Origin of the sequence: Buttiauxella noackiae, from assembly GCF_000737905.1 — a bacterium.
Taxonomy (GTDB): Bacteria; Pseudomonadota; Gammaproteobacteria; order Enterobacterales; family Enterobacteriaceae; genus Buttiauxella; species Buttiauxella noackiae.
Genome location: NZ_JPRU01000002.1, coordinates 207,901 through 230,965 on the forward strand (window position 1 = coordinate 207,901; position 23,065 = coordinate 230,965).

20 protein-coding genes are annotated in these 23,065 nt (G+C 49.4%); 5 read left to right on the forward strand and 15 right to left on the reverse strand.

The features are described from left to right. Nucleotides 1-36 precede the first annotated feature (36 nt). The 9 genes from recC to rppH form a co-directional block, all read right to left on the reverse strand. Entirely contained in the window at nucleotides 37-3,411 is a 3,375-nt protein-coding gene (gene recC, locus IX31_RS09455) for an exodeoxyribonuclease V subunit gamma (protein ID WP_034457538.1), read from the reverse strand. A gap of 7 nt (nucleotides 3,412-3,418) precedes the next feature. Continuing rightward, nucleotides 3,419-3,760 carry a prepilin-type N-terminal cleavage/methylation domain-containing protein gene (locus IX31_RS09460; RefSeq protein WP_034457539.1) on the reverse strand — a complete coding sequence of 114 codons (342 nt, stop codon included), beginning with the start codon at nucleotides 3,758-3,760 and terminating at the stop codon, nucleotides 3,419-3,421. Continuing rightward, the gene (locus IX31_RS09465; protein ID WP_034457540.1) at nucleotides 3,742-4,170 is read right to left on the reverse strand and encodes a DUF2509 family protein; all 429 of its coding nucleotides are present in this window, start codon (nucleotides 4,168-4,170) and stop codon (nucleotides 3,742-3,744) included. Before IX31_RS09465 ends, IX31_RS09460 begins: the two co-directional genes overlap by 19 nt. Beyond that, entirely contained in the window at nucleotides 4,167-4,727 is a 561-nt protein-coding gene (locus IX31_RS09470; RefSeq protein WP_034457541.1) for a prepilin peptidase-dependent protein, read from the reverse strand. Before IX31_RS09470 ends, IX31_RS09465 begins: the two co-directional genes overlap by 4 nt. Then, complete coding sequence (locus IX31_RS09475) at nucleotides 4,718-5,191, reverse strand: prepilin peptidase-dependent protein (protein ID WP_034457542.1); 474 nt, start codon at nucleotides 5,189-5,191, stop codon at nucleotides 4,718-4,720. Before IX31_RS09475 ends, IX31_RS09470 begins: the two co-directional genes overlap by 10 nt. A 184-nt stretch (nucleotides 5,192-5,375) precedes the next feature. After that, the gene (gene thyA / locus IX31_RS09480) at nucleotides 5,376-6,170 is read right to left on the reverse strand and encodes a thymidylate synthase (RefSeq protein WP_034457544.1); all 795 of its coding nucleotides are present in this window, start codon (nucleotides 6,168-6,170) and stop codon (nucleotides 5,376-5,378) included. Nucleotides 6,171-6,176: 6 nt separating this feature from the next. Further along, nucleotides 6,177-7,052 carry a prolipoprotein diacylglyceryl transferase gene (gene lgt, locus IX31_RS09485; RefSeq protein WP_034457546.1) on the reverse strand — a complete coding sequence of 292 codons (876 nt, stop codon included), beginning with the start codon at nucleotides 7,050-7,052 and terminating at the stop codon, nucleotides 6,177-6,179. Nucleotides 7,053-7,225: 173 nt separating this feature from the next. Then, nucleotides 7,226-9,472, reverse strand: a complete 2,247-nt coding sequence (ptsP, locus tag IX31_RS09490; protein ID WP_034457548.1) for a phosphoenolpyruvate--protein phosphotransferase — start codon at nucleotides 9,470-9,472, stop codon at nucleotides 7,226-7,228. A 12-nt stretch (nucleotides 9,473-9,484) separates the two neighbouring features. Further along, the gene (gene rppH / locus IX31_RS09495; protein ID WP_034457550.1) at nucleotides 9,485-10,015 is read right to left on the reverse strand and encodes an RNA pyrophosphohydrolase; all 531 of its coding nucleotides are present in this window, start codon (nucleotides 10,013-10,015) and stop codon (nucleotides 9,485-9,487) included. A gap of 686 nt (nucleotides 10,016-10,701) precedes the next feature. On the opposite strand from rppH, the gene mutH reads away from it, so the two are divergent. The 4 genes from mutH (at nucleotide 10,702) to IX31_RS09515 (ending at nucleotide 13,716) form a co-directional block, all read left to right on the forward strand. Next, a complete protein-coding gene (gene mutH / locus IX31_RS09500) occupies nucleotides 10,702-11,388 on the forward strand; it encodes a DNA mismatch repair endonuclease MutH (RefSeq protein ID WP_034457552.1) in 687 nt (228 codons plus the stop codon). Nucleotides 11,389-11,462: 74 nt separating this feature from the next. Then, nucleotides 11,463-12,176: a TerC family protein gene (locus IX31_RS09505; protein ID WP_034457554.1), complete on the forward strand. Its 714-nt coding sequence runs from the start codon at nucleotides 11,463-11,465 to the stop codon at nucleotides 12,174-12,176. Between the two features lie 126 nt (nucleotides 12,177-12,302). Then, the gene (locus IX31_RS09510; protein ID WP_034457556.1) at nucleotides 12,303-12,521 is read left to right on the forward strand and encodes a YgdI/YgdR family lipoprotein; all 219 of its coding nucleotides are present in this window, start codon (nucleotides 12,303-12,305) and stop codon (nucleotides 12,519-12,521) included. 154 nt (nucleotides 12,522-12,675) lie between these two features. Continuing rightward, nucleotides 12,676-13,716, forward strand: a complete 1,041-nt coding sequence (locus IX31_RS09515; RefSeq protein ID WP_034457557.1) for an NADP(H)-dependent aldo-keto reductase — start codon at nucleotides 12,676-12,678, stop codon at nucleotides 13,714-13,716. A gap of 37 nt (nucleotides 13,717-13,753) precedes the next feature. Here IX31_RS09515 and lplT read toward each other — a convergent pair whose 3' ends face one another. Next, nucleotides 13,754-14,950 carry a lysophospholipid transporter LplT gene (lplT, locus tag IX31_RS09520; protein ID WP_198528563.1) on the reverse strand — a complete coding sequence of 399 codons (1,197 nt, stop codon included), beginning with the start codon at nucleotides 14,948-14,950 and terminating at the stop codon, nucleotides 13,754-13,756. Continuing rightward, nucleotides 14,943-17,102, reverse strand: a complete 2,160-nt coding sequence (gene aas / locus IX31_RS09525) for a bifunctional acyl-ACP--phospholipid O-acyltransferase/long-chain-fatty-acid--ACP ligase (protein WP_034457558.1) — start codon at nucleotides 17,100-17,102, stop codon at nucleotides 14,943-14,945. The genes lplT and aas overlap by 8 nt, the downstream gene beginning before the upstream one ends. Before the next feature lie 689 nt (nucleotides 17,103-17,791). Between aas and galR the strand changes: the two genes are divergently transcribed. Continuing rightward, nucleotides 17,792-18,799, forward strand: coding sequence for an HTH-type transcriptional regulator GalR (gene galR, locus IX31_RS09530; protein ID WP_034457559.1), 1,008 nt, complete (start codon nucleotides 17,792-17,794; stop codon nucleotides 18,797-18,799). Nucleotides 18,800-18,802: 3 nt separating this feature from the next. Here the strand turns inward: galR and IX31_RS09535 are convergent, their stop codons facing one another. The 4 genes from IX31_RS09535 to IX31_RS09550 all read right to left on the reverse strand — a co-directional run bounded on the left by IX31_RS09535 (nucleotide 18,803) and on the right by IX31_RS09550 (nucleotide 22,882). Next, nucleotides 18,803-19,252, reverse strand: a complete 450-nt coding sequence (locus IX31_RS09535; RefSeq protein ID WP_034457560.1) for a GNAT family N-acetyltransferase — start codon at nucleotides 19,250-19,252, stop codon at nucleotides 18,803-18,805. Then, nucleotides 19,249-20,022, reverse strand: coding sequence for a GntR family transcriptional regulator (locus IX31_RS09540; RefSeq protein ID WP_034457561.1), 774 nt, complete (start codon nucleotides 20,020-20,022; stop codon nucleotides 19,249-19,251). Before IX31_RS09540 ends, IX31_RS09535 begins: the two co-directional genes overlap by 4 nt. Before the next feature lie 87 nt (nucleotides 20,023-20,109). Beyond that, nucleotides 20,110-21,537, reverse strand: a complete 1,428-nt coding sequence (locus IX31_RS09545) for a glycoside hydrolase family 1 protein (protein WP_034457562.1) — start codon at nucleotides 21,535-21,537, stop codon at nucleotides 20,110-20,112. Between the two features lie 7 nt (nucleotides 21,538-21,544). Continuing rightward, nucleotides 21,545-22,882 (reverse strand): PTS sugar transporter subunit IIC, encoded by a 1,338-nt coding sequence (locus IX31_RS09550; protein ID WP_034457563.1) that lies wholly within the window; start codon nucleotides 22,880-22,882, stop codon nucleotides 21,545-21,547. Between the last annotated feature and the right edge of the window lie 183 nt (nucleotides 22,883-23,065).

The following is a 23,065-nucleotide window of genomic DNA, read 5'->3' on the forward strand; positions in this document are numbered from 1 at the left end:
TGAACCTGCCGGATTGTGCAATTTTTATACAGACATTTAAGCTTTATTAAAACGAAACAGCGGCAGTAAGTAGCGCTCTGCCTCTCTTATAATCGCCTCGTAGTAGTCAGGTTCAAGCGTACGATACAGGCGTTGTAGCCACATATCAGCCCCCTCACCTTCAACTCTCTGATTTCCTTCCCAGGCCGCCAATAGCTTACTTTTGGCTTTCTGTTGCGTTTGCTCATCCCATAAAATGGCATCATTCGCAGGTTCATAACAGGCTTTTATCCATGCACCACCACTCATAGGAAGCAATAAGAGCGGTTGTACCAATCCTTTGCGATAACCATCAATAAGTTGCTGGAGATAGTTTTTTGCCTGTTTCCTCTCAAGTGCAGGGAATTTCCACTCCGTTGAATCCCGTCCGTACAGGCGACTTTCGCCATCCCCCCCCAATGCACACCAGACAACATGTTCGATCCATAGCTGCATACCGTGTGCCGGATTGAGGATGGAAGGACGCCAGCGCAACAAGCCATCAGCCTGCACATCCGACAGCCAACCTTCCAGACTTGTTCCGTCTAAATCTAGCGAGACTTCCACGCTGTTACCGTTTTGCCGTTCAGCTCTCACTTTTTGTGCCAGTTCTGCCATTTCTGTTAACTGGGTTTCCCACAAAATCTCACCGAAAGCTCCATACGGCAACGAGCCTGCCGCACGGTAGCGGCGGAATAGTTGCTGTGTGTCACCTTCCTGAACCAGGGTATTGAGCAGTTCCTGATTCATCTGGAAACGCTCCAGGCTATCTAATGTGAACGGCTCGGCATCGGGTAAATCGCTCTCTTCAAGTCGAAAATGGATACCCAGACGCATCTGGAAAAAGGCCCGTACCGGATGACGCCAGAAACGCTGTAATTGGTCGAGCGTAATGACTTCCTGACTCTCTTCTTGTAATGGTTGAATAAATGCCACCTGGGCCTGGCCCTGATCCCTTGCAGCTGGTAACCATTCGTTGGCATAGCTTTGTACAAGTGCTCCCGGCAAAAAATTACCCGCCTCGAAAGGGGTACGATAATGCTGGTGAACCAGATGTTTTTTCACAAGCTCACTGCTTTCATCACAGGTTTGTTCCGTGTCCTGTGGCAGGCAATGACTTTGCGCGATGTAGTCCAATAATTCGTCAACCAGTACTGAAGGATAGCGTTGGCTGTTGTCCTGAATAGACCGCCCGATATAGCTAATATAAAAACGTAATTGCGCCGAATTTAGGGCTTCAAGGAATAAGTAACGGTCATCGTCCCTGCGGCTACGGTCACCACGCTGCGGCTTCTGGCTCATAAGATCAAAACCAAGTGGCGCCAGTGTGCGCGGATAAACGCCATCATTCATACCAAGCAAGCACACGACTTTGAAAGGAATGGAACGCATCGGCATCAGGGTACAGAAGTTTATTGGCCCGGCCAGAAAACGTTGACTGATGCGTTCTTGATCGAGACGCTGTGCCAACTCGTCACGTAATAACGTTAGCGAGATTTGCTCCTGGTAACGCGACTCAAGACCATATTTAATGATTTCTTGCCACTGCTGTTCAATGAGCGCCAGCGCACCTTCTGTTTCAGTATCAGGCAAGAAGAAGCTCGATAACATGTCGCGGCAGACTGTTGTCCATTCGGCTAATGGCCGAGCTACAGAGAGCTCCCTACGCCAGATGTTCAACTGCATTAATAATTCAGCCAATTGCCCGACAAGTTCAGCGATTAAACCGCTCGACTCATCGTAAGGGAGAATGGATTGCCATTCGCCCGCCTGACTATCCATTGCATAACCCAACAGCATACGCGTGAGACCAAAACGCCACGTGTGCTGCCCGGTTGCGGGAAGATCCATTTCGCGCACATTGTCGTCATCAATTCCCCAACGAATCCCAGATTCATTGACCCATTGGCGCAAATAGCGCAGCCCTTCTTCGTTAATTGAAAAGCGAGCAGCCAGCGCGGGAACCTCAAGCAGTGCAAGAACATCCTGTGCTGCGAAACGGCTATCAGGAAGCGAAAGTAGAGAAATAAACGCCTGCAGAGCCGGGTGAGCCTGTCTGGCGCGGCGGTCAGAAATCGCAAAGGGTAAACGACGCTCACCAACAGCGTTCCCAAATACGGCCTGGATAAATGGGCTGTAGCTATCGATATCTGCCACCATCACGATAATGTCTCGTGGTGTTAGCGTCGGATCCGCATCCAGCATCGCCAGTAGCTGATCGTGCAGCACTTCGACTTCACGCTGAGGGCTGTGGCATTCATGGAATGTTACTGATTGATCATCAAGAGCAAGAAGGCGTTTCTTATGGCTATGTTCAAACTCTTCTTCGGTTAATCCGCTGACAGCATTGTTTTGTAGCTCCAGCAAATCGTACTGCACATTGCGCAGCAAGTTGTCAGGCTCAATATCGACAAATACATCAATCTCTTCAAAACGTTGTAATTCAGCTAACAGGTACGTGTAATCACGCCCCAACTTTCCCCATGAGGCCAGCAGTGGGTTGCCAATATCTTGTTCACCATCGTCGTTGAACAATGTTGAGGCTGTGTCGCAATCTCTGAACAGTGGTAGCGTGATGTCTCGCTGCGCGTGGCTGCGACGTCGACGGCTGATCAAACGAGCAAGATAAGCGGGGTCTTTGATATCACCCCAGTAGTAGCGGCAAGGGTTGGTAAACAGCAGATGCACGTCAATGTGCTTACCAAGGGCCTGTAACGCCTGAAGGTAAACAGGTGGTAATGCCGAAATACCACAAATAAACACACGCGCTGGTAAGCCCGGCGGGCATTCACTGCTTTTTTCCAGAGTATCAATGAAGCGTTGATAGAGATTTGCACGATGCCATTCCGGTTGTTCAAGTTCTTGCGTATGCCGAACCAATGCCGCCCAGAGAGGAGCCTGCCACAATTGGGCTTCACCCACATTGTCCGCGAGTTCACCCTTTTCCCACAGGCTTAACCATGCAGGCCGATAAACTAAATATTGGTCATAGAGGTCAGCAATTCTTGAGGCCAACTGTGAGAGTTTTCGCCCATTTTCATCTTCTTCAAGATACTGACTCAAAAGTGAAAATTCAGGCTGCTCCAGCATCGTAGGGATGAGCGTCATCAATTTCCAGCTCATGCTTTGCTTGTTGAAAGCACTTTGCTCAGGAATGTTTGGTAACACACGTACAAACATATCCCAGATGAAACTAGCGGGAAGCGGGAAGCTTATGTTCGCTGCGATACCAAATTTTTGTGCCAACGTCATTTGTAGCCACTGCGCCATACCGGTGCTTTGCACCAATACCACTTCAGGCTGGAAAGGGTCCGGCAACGGTTGCCTTTCCACTATATATTCCATAATTGCTTCCAGCACATCCAGCCGGTTGGAATGGTAAACACGCAACATAGAATCGCTACTCCTGACTTTTCTCTTTTTGCGGGCAATATAGCCGCGATAGCTGCCCGGTTCGCCCACCAGGGCTAATAATAGTAACGGCGATGCTGACACATCCCGCCGCTGATGTCTGCTGTCGACTGACTGTCCATCCATCTGTTGGCAATGGCACATCAGGCTCGCTCATCTCTACGGCTAAACGCCACAGCTGGCGAGAATGCCATTGCGACTGAAAACCTTGTTGTAATACCCGGTAATACCCCAGCAGAGCCAGCATCACCACTGAAAATAGTGCCATAGCACACAACACTTCAATCAGACTAAATCCGCGCTCTAACGATTTTACTGTGGTAACTGGCATCTGGGCACCTCAGCAAAAGGGCAAAAATCCAGCCAACCATGAGGCGTCGATAGCCAATGTGAATTATCTACAATACCCCATTGCCACAATGTTAGTGCCACCCCTGAATAAGCTCCATGCGCCGCCATCACCACCTCATTTCTATCTACCAACAAGACGCAGGCTTTCCAGCCTTTTTCTATTTCTTGCTGGCACTGCCATGTTTGCTGAGGTTGCCAGGTTAACTGACTTCCCCAGGCTTGAGCAGAAACAGCAGCAGCATATTGCTTAAGAAAACCCACTTCGCTGGCGACCAGGTGCCGCTGGTGACTTAACTGCCGTTGTAATCCACCTAGTATTAATATCCCCAGCGCAAACAATAGCAGGACAAATCCGAGGGTGATATTCCCCTGCTCAGAATGCCCACTCACAAGTTATACCCCACAACGGCATGACGCACAGACACCGGGTTTTGGCCTTTTTTGAAAGCCGCTTCCAGTTCAATGATTAACAACGGAGGCATTAAATGACGGGCCTGGCGGGCGACGGAGAATTTCTGTATAGACATTATTGCTGGATCAGATACTTTCTCCCAGCCACTACCTTCACAACTGGTAGCTCCGCGCATAAATTCCAGATTGCTACCGTTTAGTCGATAGCCTGCCAATTCAGTTTCGGCATGGCTGGCGGGCTCCCAGCGCCCATTACTATTGCTATCCCATTGCAATAAAACGCATCTGCCCTCTTTGCGCAGAACCAACCCATCCCCCTGGCAACTTCCGTGACAATAGCCTGCTCTTTGCAACTGTTTCCCCAAGCTGAACGCCAACTGCCAGATTGACTCTTGTAGGCTTTCTTTTTGGTATTGCTGCAATACTGCTTGTTGCAGAACTGGAAATAATCGCCCTGCACCGAGCAAAACAATACTACTTAATGCCATGGCGATGAGGGTTTCCAGTAAGGTGAATCCCTGCTGATTCAGCTGCATTTGTTGCTCCCTATAACCTCGCAGACACGAATTCTTCCCTGAGCCGATAGAACAACCCGCCATTTCCCAGCCATGCTTTGCAACATGATATGGCCAGGCCAGGCGGTATTTCTTAATCCATAAAACCCTATACCTGGCGTGATCTCAGTGAGATCAACATCAGTAAAAGGCTGGTTCAATCGCCAGCGTTTATCAGAATGACATTCACTGTCATCCACCATTTTGCTGGTAAGACACCACATTTTCTCTGTTCGCTTCACTACTAACAGATGGTCTCGGTTATGCCAGTTAGCATCACTGCGCAGTTGTTCAAGCAAATTGCGGACATGTTGGGTGGTTATCCATAGTCGTTGTTGTTGCTGCCACTGTTGCCAGCCATACACACCGCCTGCACTTAGTACCGCAACAATGACCATTACCACCATCATTTCTATCAGGCTAAAGCCTTGTTGTTTTGTTTTCATGGCGACAGTGTGCCAGCCGAAAAATTCTTCGCTACAGACAAGGATCTATTTTTCGGGGTGACTCGAAGGATAGTTTTACGGTTTCATCAGGTTACAGAAGTACTGGAAAGAGGCTCGCAGAGACGAAATTCAGGCAAAAAAAACCGGCGCACAAATGGCACCGGTTATAGCAGGCTGTCGGTCGTTAGATAGCGACTGGCGCTTTGATTGCAGGATGCGGATCGTAGCCTTCTATTTCGAAATCGTCGAAACGGTAATCGAACAGAGACTCAGGTTTACGTTTGATCACCAGTTTCGGCAAAGCCCGTGGTTCACGGGTTAACTGCAAACGGGTTTGCTCGAGGTGGTTACTGTACAAGTGGGTATCGCCACCGGTCCAGACAAAGTCACCAACTTCCAGGTCGCACTGCTGCGCCATCATATGAACCAGCAGTGCATAGCTGGCGATATTAAATGGCAGGCCAAGGAAGATGTCGCATGAACGTTGGTAAAGCTGGCAGGAAAGCTTGCCGTCAGCCACGTAGAACTGGAAGAACGCATGGCACGGGGCCAACGCCATTTTATCCAGCTCACCCACGTTCCACGCCGAAACGATAATGCGGCGTGAGTCTGGATCGTTTTTAAGCTGGTTAATCACAGTAGTTAACTGGTCAATATGGCGACCATCAGGCGTTGCCCAGGAGCGCCATTGTTTGCCATATACAGGGCCAAGGTCACCATTTTCATCCGCCCATTCGTCCCATATAGAGACGTTGTTTTCATGCAGATAAGCAACGTTGGTGTCCCCTTTCAGGAACCACAAAAGTTCATGAATGATGGAGCGTAAATGGCAGCGTTTGGTGGTAACCAGCGGGAAACCATCTTGTAAATTGAAGCGCATCTGATGACCGAAAATCGACAGCGTACCGGTGCCAGTGCGGTCATCTTTTGGAGTGCCGTTTTCCAGCACATGTTTCATCAAATCAAGATACTGTTGCATGTTCCCTCACGAAAGTTGTTGCTGTGGGCGACGACGATACGCCCAAACCATCATTACCACACCGGCGACAATCATCGGAATAGAGAGGATTTGCCCCATGCTGATGTACTGCACCCACGCACCGGTAAACTGTGCATCCGGCTGGCGGAAGAATTCAACGATAATGCGGAAAGCACCATAACCAATCAGGAACAGACCGGATACAGCCCCCATCGGGCGCGGTTTACGGATGAAGATGTTAAGAATGATGAACAGCACGATACCTTCCAGAACCATCTCGTAAAGCTGAGAAGGATGACGTGGTAAGACACCGTAGGTGTTAAACAGCGACTGCCATTCAGGGTGAGTCGCCAGCAGGCCAATATCTTCGCTACGGGAGCCAGGGAACAGCATCGCCCACTGGAAGTTAGGATCAACACGGCCCCACAATTCGCCATTGATGAAGTTACCCAGGCGACCAGCGCCCAGGCCAAATGGAATCAGAGGTGCAATGAAATCAGCAACCTGGAAGAAAGAGCGGTGAGTGCGGCGCGCAAACCAAATCATCACGCAGATAACACCAACCAGCCCGCCGTGGAAGGACATACCGCCATCCCAGACTTTAAACAGATACAGCGGGTCAGCAAGGAAAGATGGTAGGTTATAGAAGAAGACATAACCAAGGCGTCCGCCGAGGAATACCCCAAGGAAGCCAGCATATAGCAGGTTTTCGACTTCGTCTTTCGTCCAACCGCTACCTGGCTTATTAGCGCGACGACCCGCAAGCCACATAGCAAACACGAAACCAACCAGGTACATCACTCCGTACCAGTGCAAAGAGACTGGCCCGACGGAAAAAATCACCGGGTCAAATTCAGGGAAATGCAGATAGCCACTATTCATCTGTCACCACAAACCATTGTTACCCCACCGAAAGTCCACGATGGGTTGCAAGTACGCATCTGTGCAGATGCGCTCCGAAAGCAGCGGATCATAGCACAAAGGGGGGAAGGGTTAAGCCGGGCAAGTTGTAAAAGATATGTAATACCGGGTGTGGGGAAGAAACAACGAGCGCCTTAACGCCCACCGCGAATCAACCCACCCATACCGCGACGCTCCATGAAGGAAGCTACCTGATGGCGCACTTCTGTCGATAATTGAGCCTCCAGGCTACGCTGTGCAAGCTGTTGCGTCTCTTCCAGGCTAATGTGGCGCAACAGATATTTGACGCGAGCCACCGAGCGGCCGTTCATCGACAAATGGCGATAACCCATACCAACCAGCAGTGCCACGCACATCGGGTCACCCGCCATTTCACCACATAAACATAGGTCAATACCGTTACGTTCCGCTTCTTTCGCAATGTGGCTCAACGCACGGATCATTGCCGGATGAAGGCTGTCATACAGGCTTGCAACGCGAGTGTTATTGCGATCGACGGCCAGCAAATATTGCGTCAGGTCGTTGGTGCCCACAGAGATAAAATCAACCCGGCTGGCAAGGTGCCCCATCATAAATACCATCGACGGCACCTCAACCATCACGCCAATGCGCGGTTTAGGTAGCTCATAACCCAGCACTTCTTCCACTTCACGCCCGGCGCGATCAATCAGGCGGCGTGCCTCATCAATCTCGTCGATGCTGGTGATCATCGGTAGCAGAATGCTCAGGTTGCCCGTTGCCGCATTAGCTCGCAGCATAGCTCGCACTTGCACCAGGAAAATCTCTGGTTGGTCGAGCGTGATGCGGATCCCTCGCCAGCCCAGACATGGATTTTCTTCGCTGATAGGCATATATGGCAGTTGTTTATCCGCGCCGACATCGAGCGTTCGCAGCGTGACGGGTTTTTCATTAAACATCTGCAACATGCCCTGGTATTGGGCAACTTGTTCTTCTTCTGAAGGAAAGCCACTTTGCAGCATAAATGGTATTTCAGTGCGATATAGCCCTATACCATCAATACGACTGCCAAGTTGTTGCTCATGCTCCGGGCTCAAGCCTGCATTGAGCATAACTTGTACACGCTCACCGCTTTTCAGCGCTGCCGGGCTATCAACCTCATCTTCAACCAGGCGGCTGAGCTCATTCTCTTCGGTGATGAGTCGCTGGTATTCCTGCAGCAGCACTGTTTCAGGGTCAACCAGCAGTTCACCGCGATAGCCATCGACAACCAATGTGCGGCGATGAAGCACCGAGGGTTGAATATCAGCCCCCATGACGGTTGGAATGCCCAACGCCCGCACCATGATTGCAGCATGCGAGTTCGCAGCGCCATCACGCACCACAACACCAACCAGGCGGCTTTGCGGCAACTCAGCAAGCGTGGTTGCTGAAAGCTCATCAGCCACCAGCACAAAGCGTTCAGGCCATGTATTTGGGCTCTGAATGTTGTCATCAAGATGGAATAGCAGACGTTGACCGAGCGTGCGGAGATCGCCCGCTCGTTCTTTTAGGTAGCTGTCGCTGAGGCTTGCGAATTGCTCCGCAAATTTTTCGATGACTGTTTTAACTGCCCATTCTGCCACCGACCCTTTATCCACCTCTTCGAATAATTCACGACGAAGTCGGGCATCGGTAAGAAGGTGAGAATAGAGGTCAAAGATGGCGGCAGTTTCTTTCTGCGCCCCCGCGGCAAAGCGTTTGCTATAGCGGCGAAACTCGTTAGAAGCCTCTTCAAGGGCTGCAGTCAGACGTTCACGCTCAAGTGTCGTATCAAGTGTAGATGCCTCAGACACTTGCTCCATTAACGGGAGTGTCGAGTCCATCCAACCTTCTGCAATCGCCACACCCGGAGAGGCAGGCAACGCGCGAATACGCGTTTGGCGATATTGACCAAATAAGGCAGCTAGCTGTGATTGAGAGAGGATTGCTGCCATTTGTGTGGCGAGCGTTACGAGAAAAGACTCCTCGCTTTCATCATATTGCCGGTGCTCACGTTGTTGTACTACCAACACACCCAGCAACTGGCGGCGCTGGATGATAGGAACCCCGAGGAAGGCGCGGAAACGTTCTTCTTTTACTGCAGGAACATATTTAAAACTTGGGTGCTTCTGCGCATCCGCAAGGTTTATCGGCTCTGCAAGACGCCCAACCAGTCCGACAATGCCTTCATCAAATGCGAGTGTAATGGTGCGACCACGCGGCTTTTTAAGGCCACGTGTTGCCATCAGATAAAAGCAACGCCTGTCATGATCTGCAAGATAAACCGAGCATACCTCGGTATCCATCGCAAGGCAGATGTCCGTAACCAAAATATCCAGCGCCTCATTGAGGCGCGGGGCACTGGCAACCTTCTCGACTATTTCTCGCAGACGGGTAAGCATTTTTCGCGTGACTTAACCTCTTTTACGTCGCCATGCAGGCGCGTTATTACGTGGTGGCGCAACTTCCTGTAGCGGCATTACGACGCTTGCAAACTCTTTCATCACCCGACGATAAACATCGCGTTTAAAGGAGACGACCTGACGAACCGGATACCAATAACTAACCCAGCGCCAGCCATCAAACTCTGGAGTACTACTGGTTTGCATATTGATATCGTTATCGCTGCTGATCAACTGCAAGAGAAACCATTTTTGTTTCTGGCCGATACAAACCGGCTTTGTGTCCCAACGCACCAAACGTTTAGGTAACTTGTAACGTAACCAGTTTCGGGTCGAGGCGAGTATTCGGACATCTTTTCGCTGTAAACCCACTTCCTCGAAAAGTTCCCGGTACATTGCCTGTTCCGGGGATTCGCCAGGATTGATGCCACCTTGCGGAAACTGCCAGGAATGTTGACCAAAACGCCTGGCCCACATGACTTGACCCTGCCGATTACAGATTACGATACCAACATTCGGGCGGTAGCCATCATCATCGATCACCGGACTACCTCAAAACAAACTTAGATTAGGGCGATTGTTTCATACAAGCGCTAGACGGTAAACCACTGTGTAGCGGTTCTCAGAAGGAATAACATTTGAATAACTCACAAAATATGACCGAGTTATAAACATTAACACCGGTAGGCATCGTAGTTTATTCACTTTTTCTGTGGATATAACTGTGAAGAACTACCTTATACACTCGGGACAACTTAGGATAACTCCTGAAACAGGTTAAAAATACGAAATAAAATAACCAATATATTCAATGCAATAAAGATAAAATGAATAACTCACAGCTTAGTAGTGTGATGATCATCACACATGAAGATCCCTCACTGATGAAAGATCGACCAATGACGTTTTTATCCACAGATTGTGCCAACAAGTTAGTCACAATCTGGTGAAAAAATGGGTTTCACCCCTCAGTCAAGGCTGTAAATCGAACCAGTAGTGGGCATTTTTACCACTTATCCCATTTTTCTGTGGATAACCCGGTGTAAGATCCTGTTCATTGCCAGTGACCAGAATGGGAAAAGGTTTTTTCTAAATCACAAAACGATAATTTTTAATCTTAAAAATGATTAAAAATCAGTAAATTGCCATTCTTATCCCCGGCACGCTAAACTATCTTCCTATCGCGGGATAATTACGATTAATTTTTGACCAGCCAGTAATAAGACACTATGCAAACACTTAGTCCTTTACTTAACCCTCCAGAAAACGAACAGATTTTACTGACTCAAGCTCAGAAACTGGCAGGCTATACGCTAGGTGAACTGGCGACTTTAGCCAGATTACCGATCCCAAAGGATCTAAAGCGCGACAAAGGCTGGATCGGTGTTTTGCTCGAAGTATGGTTGGGTGCCAGTGCTGGTAGCAAACCTGAACAAGATTTCGCAGCATTAGGGATTGAGCTGAAAACCATCCCTGTGGATAGACTTGGCCGCCCGTTGGAAACGACTTTTGTTTGCGTGGCCCCGCTCACCGGCAACACTGGGGTGAGCTGGGAAACCAGCCATGTGCGCCACAAGTTAAAACGGGTGCTCTGGGTTCCGGTTGAAGGAGAACGGCAAATTCCTCTTGCGCAGCGGCATATCGGCACCCCTTTGCTGTGGACTCCTTCCGAAGAGGAAGAGCAGCAGTTACGCCAGGACTGGGAAGAGTTAATGGATTTGATTGTCCTCGGCCAGGTTGAGCGCATCACCGCACGTCACGGAGAAGTGTTGCAGTTACGCCCTAAAGCCGCCAACAGCAAAGCGCTAACCAATGCGTTCGGTGCTGATGGCGCGCCAATTCTTACGCTCCCCCGCGGTTTTTATCTGAAAAAGAATTTCACCGCCGCTTTGCTGGCTCGTCATTTCTTGTTGTAGATTCATTTAACTTGCACCCAGTTCCAGGCTGGCGTTTATAATTGGCGTTTTATATTTTCAGGCAGGATTTTTTAATGTTGTTTGCATGGATTACCGACCCTAACGCGTGGATGGCGCTGGGCACCCTGACGATTTTGGAAATCGTACTGGGTATCGACAATATCATCTTCCTTTCACTTGTCGTGGCGAAGCTGCCGAAAGCACAACAAGCTAAAGCCCGCCGTCTGGGACTGGGCGCTGCGATGATTATGCGTCTGGTGTTACTGGCGTCAATCGCCTGGATGACGCACTTAATTCACCCACTGTTTTCCGTGATGGGCCATGCGTTCTCGGCACGAGACCTCATTTTGACATTAGGTGGTCTGTTCTTAATCTGGAAAGCGAGTAAAGAGATTCACGAGTCCATTGAAGGTGAAGAGGAAGGAATGAAAACCAACGTTCACTCCTTCTTTGGCGCAATCGTGCAGATAATGCTGCTGGATATTATCTTCAGTCTGGATTCCGTTATTACCGCAGTTGGCCTGTCCGATCATCTGTTTATTATGATGGCTGCTGTAGTGATTGCCGTCATGGTAATGATGTTTGCTGCAAAATCGATTGGTGATTTTGTAGAACGCCACCCTTCGGTGAAAATGCTGGCGCTGTCATTCTTGTTGCTGGTCGGTTTTACGCTGATCCTGGAAGGCTTCGATATTCATGTGCCGAAAGGTTACATCTACTTTGCGATGTTCTTCTCAATCGCTGTAGAAACGCTAAATCTTATTCGCAACAAAAAGAACCCGCTTTAATCGTCTCGGGGGAGGTATTCTCGCTTCCCCTCTGTTTCTTTTAAGAATTTACTGCTTACTTTTCCTGGTTGCCCGAGTTATTACTAGACTGTATATGTCATTCCAAACCACACGAGGCGAATAACAATGAAAAAATGGGCAGTTATAATTTCCGCTGTCGGTCTGGCATTTGCGGTTTCAGGTTGTAGCAGCGATTACGTGATGGCAACCAAAGATGGCCGTATGATCCTGACAGATGGTAAACCGCAAGTCGATGACGACACCGGTTTAGTTAGTTATCGCGATCAGCAAGGCAATGAGATGCAGATTAATCGCGATGATGTTTCACAGATCATTGAACGTTAGTAAATACAGCGACTAAAGGTCAGCGCCTCGCTGGCCTGTAATACTTTTTCTTCATTTACCCCCTTCCGCTTTTCCCTTCCCTCTGCCATGTTTATAGTCCATTTTTGTCGGGCGTTTGCCTGACGGATAAGACAGTAGAATAAGGAAAGCGGCTATGCACTATCACCGTATCCCCCACAGCTCTCTTGAAATAAGTACGTTAGGGCTGGGAACCATGACGTTTGGTGAGCAAAACAGCGAAGCCGACGCTCATGAACAACTTGATTACGCTGTCAGCCAGGGCGTTAACCTGATTGATGTCGCGGAAATGTACCCTGTGCCACCTCGCCCGGAAACTCAAGGCTTAACAGAAACCTACGTCGGTAACTGGTTAAAGCAACGCGCGAATCGCGAGAAGTTAATTATCGCCACAAAAGTCAGTGGCCCAAGCCGCAACAACGATGCCGGCATCCGTCCCAATCAAATGCTGGATCGCCGAAACATTCGCGATGCGCTGGACGCCAGCCTGAAACGTTTGCAAACCGACTATATCGATCTTTATCAAGTTCACTGGCCGCAACGAGCCACTAACTGCTTTGGCAAACTGGGATATACATGGACCGATAACGCAGTACCGGTCACCCTACTTGAAACCCTGGAAGCACTCACCGAGTTCCAGCGTGCCGGGAAAATCCGCTATATCGGTGTCTCCAATGAAACGCCATGGGGCGTGATGCGTTACCTGCAACTTGCTGAAAAGCATGATTTGCCGCGTATCGTCACCATTCAGAACCCCTACAGCTTAGTAAACCGCAGCTTTGAAGTGGGGCTTGCAGAAATTACTCAGCGCGAAGGTGTGGAGTTGCTGGCTTATTCCTGTCTGGCGTTCGGAACACTGACGGGTAAATATCTTAACGGAGCTAAACCTGCTGGCGCTCGCAACACGCTGTTTAGCCGCTTCACTCGTTATAGCGGTGAACAGACTCAGCATGCGGTTGCAGCCTATGTTGATGTTGCGAAGCGACACAATATTGACCCAGCCCAAATGGCACTCGCATTTGTTCGCCGTCAGCCATTTGTTGCCAGCACGCTGTTAGGTGCCACCACACTTGAGCAGTTAAAGACTAACCTTGAGAGCCTACATCTGGACCTAAGCGAAGAGGTGATTGAAGAGCTGGAAGCGGTGAACCGCGTTTATACTTATCCTGCGCCTTAAACTATAAACCCCTCTCCAGTTGGAGAGGGGAAATTCTCTATTTCTGACGAACCTGCCAAACCCACAATCCTGCAATAGCCAGCGCAAACACAGCACCGAAACCAATGCCAATGCCGACTATCGATGCGCCAGTTTTAACCGCCAGCGAATACAACCCAAGCATCAGTAACATCGCGGTATTTTCACCGAGATTCTGCACTGCAATCGCATTCCCTGCGCCCACCGAATGCTTCCCTCGTTCCTGAAGCAATGCGTTCAGCGGCACAACGAAGAAACCACCCATAATACCAATCAGCACCAGCAGCATATAAGACGGCAGCAATGCGGTTTGCATGGCGAAGAACAGTACGCCAACGCCAATCAAAATACCGGCAGGCATACAACGCGCGACAGTTTTAAGCGTCACCAGTTTTGCCGCTGCACCGGCCCCAACGACAATCCCCACCGCCACCATCGCATTCAAATACGTTGGCGTCGCGTTATCGGTAATACCCAGCGCGACCGGCACCCACAACACCAGCAAGAAGCGCAATGTTACGCCTGCACCCCAGAACAAACTGGTGCCAACTAACGAGAAACGAGTTTCACCGTTGTGCCAAAGTGTACGACACGCCGTGAAGAAACTGCGCGTCATCGGTGTAAAGCGCCATGACTGACCAGGGCGCGCAGGGGCAAGTTTTGGGATGAAGAGGTTGGCAACAACCGCACCCGCATACACCAGCACGCACACGCTCAGTGCCGCCAGGATATGCCAGTCGGCCAGCACACCGCCAGCCATTGAGCCAAGCAAAATTGCGGCAATGGTCGAAGATTCCATCAGGCCATTAGCCTTCACCAGACGATCGCCGGTGGTAAGTTCACCGAGAATGCCATATTTAGCCGGTGAATAAGCAGCAGCCCCCACGCCCACCAGCGTATAGCCGACAAACGGATTGAAGCCAAAACAGATAATTGCCGCTCCCATCAGTTTGAGGCTGTTGGCGAACATCATCACCCGTCCCTTGGCAAAGCTATCAGCTATCTGGCCGACAAACGGAGCAAACAAAATGTACGCACCGACAAAGACCATCTGTAAAACAGGCTGGCTCCAGTCGGGATAGAACTGTTGTTTCAGCACCGCAAGCGTGGCAAACAACAGTGCGTTATCACCAAACGCCGATAGAAACTGTGCGCCGGTAACTGCCATCATACCTCTGGACCAGATAGAGGTGTCGTTCACGGCATTATCATGCATTCTCTGTCTCCGGCTGGTCTACCAGCGCTTTCAGGCTGACATAATCTGGTTTACCGCTACCTAACACAGGCAACTGTTTCAGGAAGCGAATATCACGAGGAATAGCCAGCTCCGGCACACCATTTGCGCGAGCATATTGCAGCAGTTTTTCGCGGTTAAGTTCGTTATCAGTGGTGAACATCACCAATGCCTCACCCTTTGCTGCATCCATTTTGATAACGGTTGCATGCATTTTTTCTGGAGAAACACCGAGTGCCAGTTGCTCCACCATTTCCAGCGAAACCATTTCACCAGCAATTTTTGCAAAGCGTTTTGCTCGCCCCTGAATTACACAAAAACCATTTTCATCAAATTTAACGATATCGCCCGTGTCATACCAACCCGGTTCAACTTCACCCAGTGCATTTTCAGCGCCCGGCGCTTCCAGTACACCAGGGTTTTCCACACGAAGATAACCTTTCATGATGTTCGGCCCCTTCAGTTGTAGCCGCCCGCCATCTTCAATACCGGGAACCGCCATCAGACGGGCATCCATCGCCGGGAGAATGCGCCCCACAGTCCCGACCTTCGCCGCCATTGGGACGTTGATAGAAACTACTGGTGCGCACTCGGTTACGCCGTAGCCTTCAAGAATGCGCAAGCCGAATTTATCCTGCCAAAGCTGTTTGGTGCTTTCCTGGAGTTTTTCCGCCCCTGCTACAACATATCGTAAACGGAAGAAATCATATGGGTTTGCAAAACGCGCATAGTTGCCGAGGAATGTGGATGTGCCAAACAGCACGGTACAGTTACGGTCATAAACCAGTTCCGGCACAATGCGATAATGCAGCGGGCTTGGGTACAGGAAGACCTCCGCACCGGTTAATAGCGGTGTGAACAAACCTACCGTCAGGCCAAAAGAGTGGAACAGTGGCAACGCTGACATAAAGCGGTCATTGGCCGTAAAATCAGCAATAGTGCGAATTTGTTCAACGTTTGCCAACAGGCTTTTATGGCTATGCACTACGCCTTTTGGATTCCCTTCAGACCCGGAAGTGAACAGCACCATCGCCGCATCTTCTGGCTGCTGCTTTACCTGGGCGAGATGCGGCACGAATAAATGAGCGAATATCCATAGTTTATCGCTAAGTGTTACCTCTGCTTTTAAATCTTCGAGGAACACCCAGCGCACCTGTGTAAGCTGCTCCGGAAGGTGCCATAACTTGCCTTTATCGAGAAACTGGCGCGAGGTGAAAATCGTTTTGAGCTGAGCCGCCGTTATCGCGCTGGTCAACCCTTTCACGCCAGCGGTGTAGTTCATCATGGCAGGAATCCGTCCGCGCGATGACGCACCAAAAATCACCGCAGCGGTTATTGCCGCATTCGGCAACATCAGCCCGATGGTTTCGCCCGGCGCACTGTATTTATTCAGAATGCGCCCAACAAATAGTGTTTTAGTGAGTAAGCTACGATAGGTATCGGGTTTGAAATTAATGTCTTCGATGCAGTTTTTACGATCGCCGTAGCGGTACTGTGCGCAAAGCAAAGCCTCAAACAATGTTTCCCGAGGACGCACTGCCATACGCGCTTCCATCATTATTTGATGAAGCATCTCCCCAGCCATTTTACGACGCTCGCGGGCACGTGGTGCATCAGGCATCGCAATTGAAGTGGGTGGCAGAATATGTAGATTAATGCGCGGGAATAAGCGGCGTTTGACCAACCCTTTCAGACGGCTGAAAAATGTCAGTTCAGCACCATCAATGCGAATGGGGATAACAGTCGCATTAGATTTAGCGGCAACAAACCCTGCGCCCTCATAGATTTTCATCAGTGAGCCAGTCACCGAGATACGCCCTTCCGGGAAGATAACAACCGGTCGTCCCTGCTCAACCAGGCGAACCAGATGCTTAATCGACATCGGTTTAGTTGGGTCAAGCGGCACAAAATCAATCAGCGATTTTAGCCAACGCATATACCACTGCTGGCTAATCGATGAATACACCGCAAAAACCGGGCGCCCCGGTAAAAATAATGCCAGTAAAATGCCGTCAATAAAGGAGACGTGATTGGGGACAATCAGAACGCGTGGTTGGGAAAGAAGTTTTTGATCGCCATGAAGTCGCACCCTGAACAGAATACGAAAAAGCGTACGGAAAAAACCAAATAGCATAGCAACTCCCTTTGTCATTAATGAACCGCAGGCAATTAAGTGTAGCGGCAGATTACATGACTAACTGCATGGGAGCGAGAGGAGGAATGTGTGTCAACTCTGAAAAAAAGACAAAAAAAACCTGCGCATCTGCGCAGGTTGGTGCAAAAGAATTGTACTTAACAACGTAACTAGAATTCTCACCAATCAATACCTCTGGGATCTGAATTGTGGCTCAGTACAGTCGGTGTCACCAGCGAGAAAAAGCAAGAGAATTAGCGGAAAGTGCAACCAGGTGTTTAAAACATCGCGTCTTGTTACAGGCAGGCAAATTTTGGGCAAAAAAAACCTGCGCATCCGCGCAGGTTGGTGTAATTCATGTGATCAGCATTAGATGCTGACATCACCTATCAATACCTCTGGGACTTCAAATGTAGCAGTGGCTGAATACTTTTCGCCATGGCGAAATAGCAACAGCACGCTGCAAACTGTAAGCAAAAATTTAGTCTGAAATCATTAAAAATCCAGAACATGCCTCTTTCTGCCGCTGCGCTTGAATTTCCGAGTTGGCTAAGTGTAACGATTACACTCAAAACGCCCCCATTTTGCATAGGTTTGCGACAAGGAATACAGTTCCAACCTTGAAGTAGCGTGTCTTTTCCGTAACACTTAACGTTGTGTAAGCGTTTACCCACCCAGGAATATTGACGATGGCGACAATAAAGGATGTAGCAAGACTGGCAGGCGTTTCTGTCGCCACTGTGTCTCGTGTCATTAATGATTCACCAAAAGCCAGCGATGCATCACGTCAGGCAGTAACTTGCGCGATGGAAGAGCTAAATTATCACCCTAACGCCAATGCGCGTGCGCTGGCGCAACAAACTACTGAAACTATCGGACTTATTGTTGGCGATGTGTCCGACCCTTTCTTTGGCGCAATGGTAAAAGCCGTCGAGCAAGTTGCTTACCGCACCGGTAACTTTTTATTGATCGGCAATGGCTATCACAACGAACAAAAAGAGCGTCAGGCCATTGAACAACTCATTCGCCATCGTTGTGCGGCATTAGTGGTTCACGCGAAGATGATTCCTGATAGTGAGTTGATTTCACTAATGAAGCAGATGCCTGGGATGGTAGTGATTAATCGCATCTTGCCAGGTTTTGAGCAGCGTTGCGTAGCACTTGACGATCGCTATGGCGCTTGGCTCGCGACACGACATCTGATTCAGCAAGGCCATACCAAAATTGGTTATCTGTGTTCCAACCACCAGATTTCTGATGCGGATGACCGACTACAGGGTTACTACGATGCGCTTACGGAGCACGGCTTGCCGGTGAATGATCGCTTAGTGACTTACGGTGAACCGGATGAGAGTGGCGGTGAACAAGCCATGACCGAATTATTAGGGCGTGGGAAACACTTCAGCGCAGTCGCCTGTTATAACGATTCTATGGCCGCAGGTGCGATGGGCGTTCTCAATGACAACGGAATTGACGTACCAAAAGAGATTTCATTGATTGGCTTTGATGATGTGCTGATCTCGCGCTACGTACGCCCACGCCTGACTACAGTGCGTTATCCAATAATCACGATGGCAGCACAAGCTGCAGAACTGGCACTGGCACTGGCTGAAAAACGTGAACTACCAGAAATCACTCACATGTTTAGCCCAACGCTTGTGCGTCGTCATTCAGTCATTGCGTATTCAGGCGAGTAATGTTCAGAGAGTAAATTGGTACAAATGAACCGGTGTATTTGGGTAGTCAAGGCCATCACCAATGTACTGCCACCCAAAACGTTCGTAATAACCTTTACAGGCTGAGTAAAGATAAAGCTGCGGGTAACCGAGTCCACGGGCATATTCGATAACGTGCTGTTGGAGTTTTTCCCCTAAACCTTGTCCGCGCTGGTTTTCATCGATGTAAAGTGCAGCCAGCCATGGATAAAGATCCTGGCGGCTAATCAGATCGCAGCGCCATAACCCTACCGTTCCAACTAGCTTCTCACCTTCAACCGCAGCGAAAGTTAAAGGCATCTTCTCTTCTCGCTGGCGTGTTGCCACAATTGAGGCGAAAAAGTCCCGGCTATCGGAAGTACCAAACGCTTGCCACAGCCAATCGGTAATTTGCTGTTCATGTTGTGGCACTGCGTAAAGTGGCACAATTTTCACATCAGTTTTCCCTGGAAGATAGGAACGGACTCGAACAAATAGCCGTCAAAATCAGGAGCATCAGAATCAGACTGTTCAAGCAGACTGTTTTTCACGTTTTCAAGATGCTGCCACATTGCCTGCCACGAGCCCATCACATCCCGGCGGCGAAGTGCAGCCAGAATAGTTTGTAAGTCGCCAAGCCATTTCAGACGATAACTGCGGGAATCGATATGCGCGCGCAGTTGCTGCCACATTGGGCTGCTGTCCATATGACGCCAGATGCTTTCAACCGTCGCCAATAACATCTGGTTTTGCGAAGCGCCTGCCAGCACCAGATGAAACATTTTGCAGTTATCCTGGCCCAGGTCGTTAATCGCAATCGCACGTTGCTCTTGTTCGAGAATACGTTTGAGATTGTCGATATCAGCTTTGGTTGCCATTTTGGCAGCGAACGCCGCGATGTTGCTTTCGAGCAACTGGCGGGCCTGGAGCATTTCAAACGGACCAATATCGCTACTGAAAAACGCTTCTTCTTCCGCTTCGTTTTCTGCAGGAACGCGGGTGACATACACTCCCGAACCCTGGCGAATATCAACCGTACCTTGCAGTTCAAGCATGAGCAGGGCTTCACGGACAATGGTGCGGCTAACACCGTAAGTCTCCGCAATATTTCGTTCCGGCGGCAAACGCGAACCGACTGGATACAATCCTTGTATTATTTGCGCGCGCAGATCCTCACCAATTTCCTGGTATTGTTTTTTTTCTGGCGAAAGTACTACCTTGTCCACAGCGTTACCTACGTTTTTGCAAAAAGCGGCACTGGGTTATGCCGCTGATCAATACTCATTAGCTTATCAAATTAAGCTGCTGAATAATTATTTCCATTCATCGTCAATGGTGATTTGTAACGTGCGAGTTTCACCCAACGTCCGATACCAATGGGCTGATTTTTTCGCACGTCGCTCGCGGTTGTTTTGCAGGTTAATCTCAATCAAACCGTAGCGGTTTTTGAATGCGTTCATTGGCGAAACATTATCGGTGAAAGCCCACAGCATATAGCCCTGACAGTTGGCGCCATCTTCACGGGCGCGCAGCGTCTGGTACAAATGTTCGCTGATAAACGCAATACGATAATCATCTTCAATCACACCGTCAGCATTGCGAAACTGAGCTTCATTTTCTGTGCCCATTCCGCTCTCCGCGACAAACCACGGAATATTGCGGTACTCGGTTTTAATGCGCATCGCCATGTCATAAACAATGCGCGGGTAGATTTCCCACCCACGCGACTTATTCATCCGCCGCCCAGGCAACTCAAACGGTTCATAATAATAAGCCGGATGGAATGGGGTCTCCGGGTTCCAGGCTCTCGACGGTGCTTTTACCCGGTGCGGGTAGTACAAATTAATCCCCAATTCATCAACGGTATTTTCGCGGATGATTGCCAGTTCTTGTTCAGTGTAATCCCACTGCACATTGTGCTTTTCCAGCAATTCCATTAGCTGTTGCGGATATTCACCATGCACCAGAGGGTCCAGGAATACACGGTTGTAGAACAGATCGTAAATTTGCGCCGCTTGCTGATCATGAGCGGCACTGGACCGCGCATAGATCACTTCTGGATTAAGAATGCAGCCAATGGTTCCGCTATAACCTTTCTCGCGGAAATGTTTCACCACTTTCGCTGTGGCGAGGTTTTTATGGTGATTCCACTGCATCCATTTATGGGTATTTTGCTCATATGGCCAACGTAGCGCATCAAGATACACGCGGGTCTGCACCACAATCGGCTCGTTAAAAGTAAACCAGCGATTCACCTTGTGGGCATAACGAGCAAAAACTTTCTCCGCGTATAACAGATACAAATCGACAACCTTCTTCGACGCCCATCCGCCGTAAGTTTCAAACAATGTGGCAGGCAGTTCGTAGTGTTCGAGGCAGATCATCGGCTCAATGCCATTCCTGCGCATTTCGTCGATCAGATTGTCGTAGTACTGCGCATATTCCTCATCAACCACGCCATTTTCATAGTCAGTGAAAAAGCGAGACCAATTGATGGAAGTGCGGTAATGCGTCAACCCTGCCTGTTTCATCAACGCCACATCTTCGCGATAACGATTAATAAAATCCGTGGCGACCGCCGGGCCGTAGCCCTCATGCCAGACGTGCCTGTCGTTTTTATACCAGGCATCCAGCCACGAATCCTGCCCCTCTTTCTTACCGCTCCAGCCTTCTGTTTGCCAGGCCGATGCCGCTGCACCAAGGATAAAATCTTTTGGGATAGTGATTTTTACGTTGCTCATACCTTCCTCATGCGTTATTGGCAATTTGTTGCTGTTCGGCCTGCAATTGAGCCTGTTCGGCACGGCGAGAAGCGATTTTCACAAACGGCAGGTAAATCAGCACAGAAACCAAAATACAACCCAATTGCGTAATGACCGCCCCCATAGAACCGGCAGTAGAAAGCCAGGCGTTGATGAGCGGTGGCGTGGTCCATGGCACCATCACAACGGCTTTACCCGCAAAACCCATTACCGTGGCGAAATAACCAATACTGCCGGTGACCAGTGGCGTAATGATGAAAGGAATAGCCAGTATGGGATTAAGCATAATCGGCATACCAAAAATAACTGGCTCGTTAATATTGAAGATCCCAGGACCAAAAGAGAGTTTGGCTATCTCTTTCATTTCTTTCCTTTTTGTCGCAATCATCACCGCAATCAGCAGGCCGATGGTTAAGCCAGAACCACCGATACTCATATACACATCCCAGAACGGCATGGTGATGATATTAGGAATCTCTTTACCTTGTTCAAACGCGCTCATGTTCACGGTAATCGCCCCAAGCAGCAGCGGCTCGCGGATAGGCTTAATCATCTGGTTGCCATGAATACCGATAACCCAGAAAAGCTGCGCCACAAACATCAACAACAAAATGCCCGGTAGGCTTTGCACCACTTTTTCCAACGGTTGCTGTACCACCTGATAGACCGCGTCATACAGGTACATGCCCGTCGTTTGGTGAAAAATAAAACCAAAGGTCGCTATAGCGGTAACGGTAATGATCGATGGGATCAATGCGGAGAAAGAAGCAGAAACATTCGGCGGAACGGTGTCAGGCATTTTGATCTTCAGCCCTTCCCTTTTTTCCAGCCAGCAGTAAATTTCAACCGATAAAATGGCGATAAACATGCCAAGGAACAGGCTGCGGGTATCAGAAAACTGGCGTGCCAGAATGTCTTTCACCATGTGCATCTGCCCGTCGACCATCATCTCGATTGTGGTCGGCGTAACACAGATAAAACAGATCACCGCCAGCAATCCCGGGAACAGACTTTTAATACCGTTTATCCTGCCCAGTTCGATACCAATCAGGAACACCGCGCCAATGTTCAAAAAGTTAAGCGTGGCATAGTTTATCGCCGCGGTAATCGGCTTTAGCTGTGCGAGAAACGACAGCGCGGAAAAACTGGCAAGACCATTTTTGGGATCTAGCACCATATTAGAGATCAGTACTGAGAATGCCCCAACGATGATCACTGGCATCAGGGTAATAAAGGAAGCTTTGATCGCCATAATATAGCGGTAGCTATTGAATTTAGTGGCAAAACTTCCCAGAGAGTCGATTAACTTTTCCTGCAAAGCCATAGGGTATACCTCGGTGTTGTCGTTTTTTATTATGTAGTGTGATGTATGACGACCTGGATCCGAAAGACTTCAATATGCAGGTAGGCGGCTATCAAACGAATCCCGATGAGCTTACTGAAGTCAGCGATTCAGGTGAGTGAGAGCAGCCAACAACCCTGCATCCTGAAGGGCGACGGGTTTATT

Coding starts and splice junctions, on each gene's coding strand:
- IX31_RS09470 (WP_034457541.1), bottom strand. CDS start 4,727: ATGCAGCTGAATCAGCAGGGATTCACCTTACTGGAAACCCTCATCGCC.
- aas (WP_034457558.1), bottom strand. CDS start 17,102: ATGCTATTTGGTTTTTTCCGTACGCTTTTTCGTATTCTGTTCAGGGTG.
- IX31_RS09545 (WP_034457562.1), bottom strand. CDS start 21,537: ATGAGCAACGTAAAAATCACTATCCCAAAAGATTTTATCCTTGGTGCA.
- galR (WP_034457559.1), top strand. CDS start 17,792: ATGGCGACAATAAAGGATGTAGCAAGACTGGCAGGCGTTTCTGTCGCC.
- IX31_RS09510 (WP_034457556.1), top strand. CDS start 12,303: ATGAAAAAATGGGCAGTTATAATTTCCGCTGTCGGTCTGGCATTTGCG.
- IX31_RS09475 (WP_034457542.1), bottom strand. CDS start 5,191: ATGAAAACAAAACAACAAGGCTTTAGCCTGATAGAAATGATGGTGGTA.
- lgt (WP_034457546.1), bottom strand. CDS start 7,052: ATGAATAGTGGCTATCTGCATTTCCCTGAATTTGACCCGGTGATTTTT.
- thyA (WP_034457544.1), bottom strand. CDS start 6,170: ATGCAACAGTATCTTGATTTGATGAAACATGTGCTGGAAAACGGCACT.
- lplT (WP_198528563.1), bottom strand. CDS start 14,950: ATGCATGATAATGCCGTGAACGACACCTCTATCTGGTCCAGAGGTATG.
- IX31_RS09505 (WP_034457554.1), top strand. CDS start 11,463: ATGTTGTTTGCATGGATTACCGACCCTAACGCGTGGATGGCGCTGGGC.
- ptsP (WP_034457548.1), bottom strand. CDS start 9,472: ATGCTTACCCGTCTGCGAGAAATAGTCGAGAAGGTTGCCAGTGCCCCG.
- IX31_RS09460 (WP_034457539.1), bottom strand. CDS start 3,760: ATGCCAGTTACCACAGTAAAATCGTTAGAGCGCGGATTTAGTCTGATT.
- recC (WP_034457538.1), bottom strand. CDS start 3,411: ATGTTGCGTGTTTACCATTCCAACCGGCTGGATGTGCTGGAAGCAATT.
- IX31_RS09515 (WP_034457557.1), top strand. CDS start 12,676: ATGCACTATCACCGTATCCCCCACAGCTCTCTTGAAATAAGTACGTTA.
- mutH (WP_034457552.1), top strand. CDS start 10,702: ATGCAAACACTTAGTCCTTTACTTAACCCTCCAGAAAACGAACAGATT.
- IX31_RS09550 (WP_034457563.1), bottom strand. CDS start 22,882: ATGGCTTTGCAGGAAAAGTTAATCGACTCTCTGGGAAGTTTTGCCACT.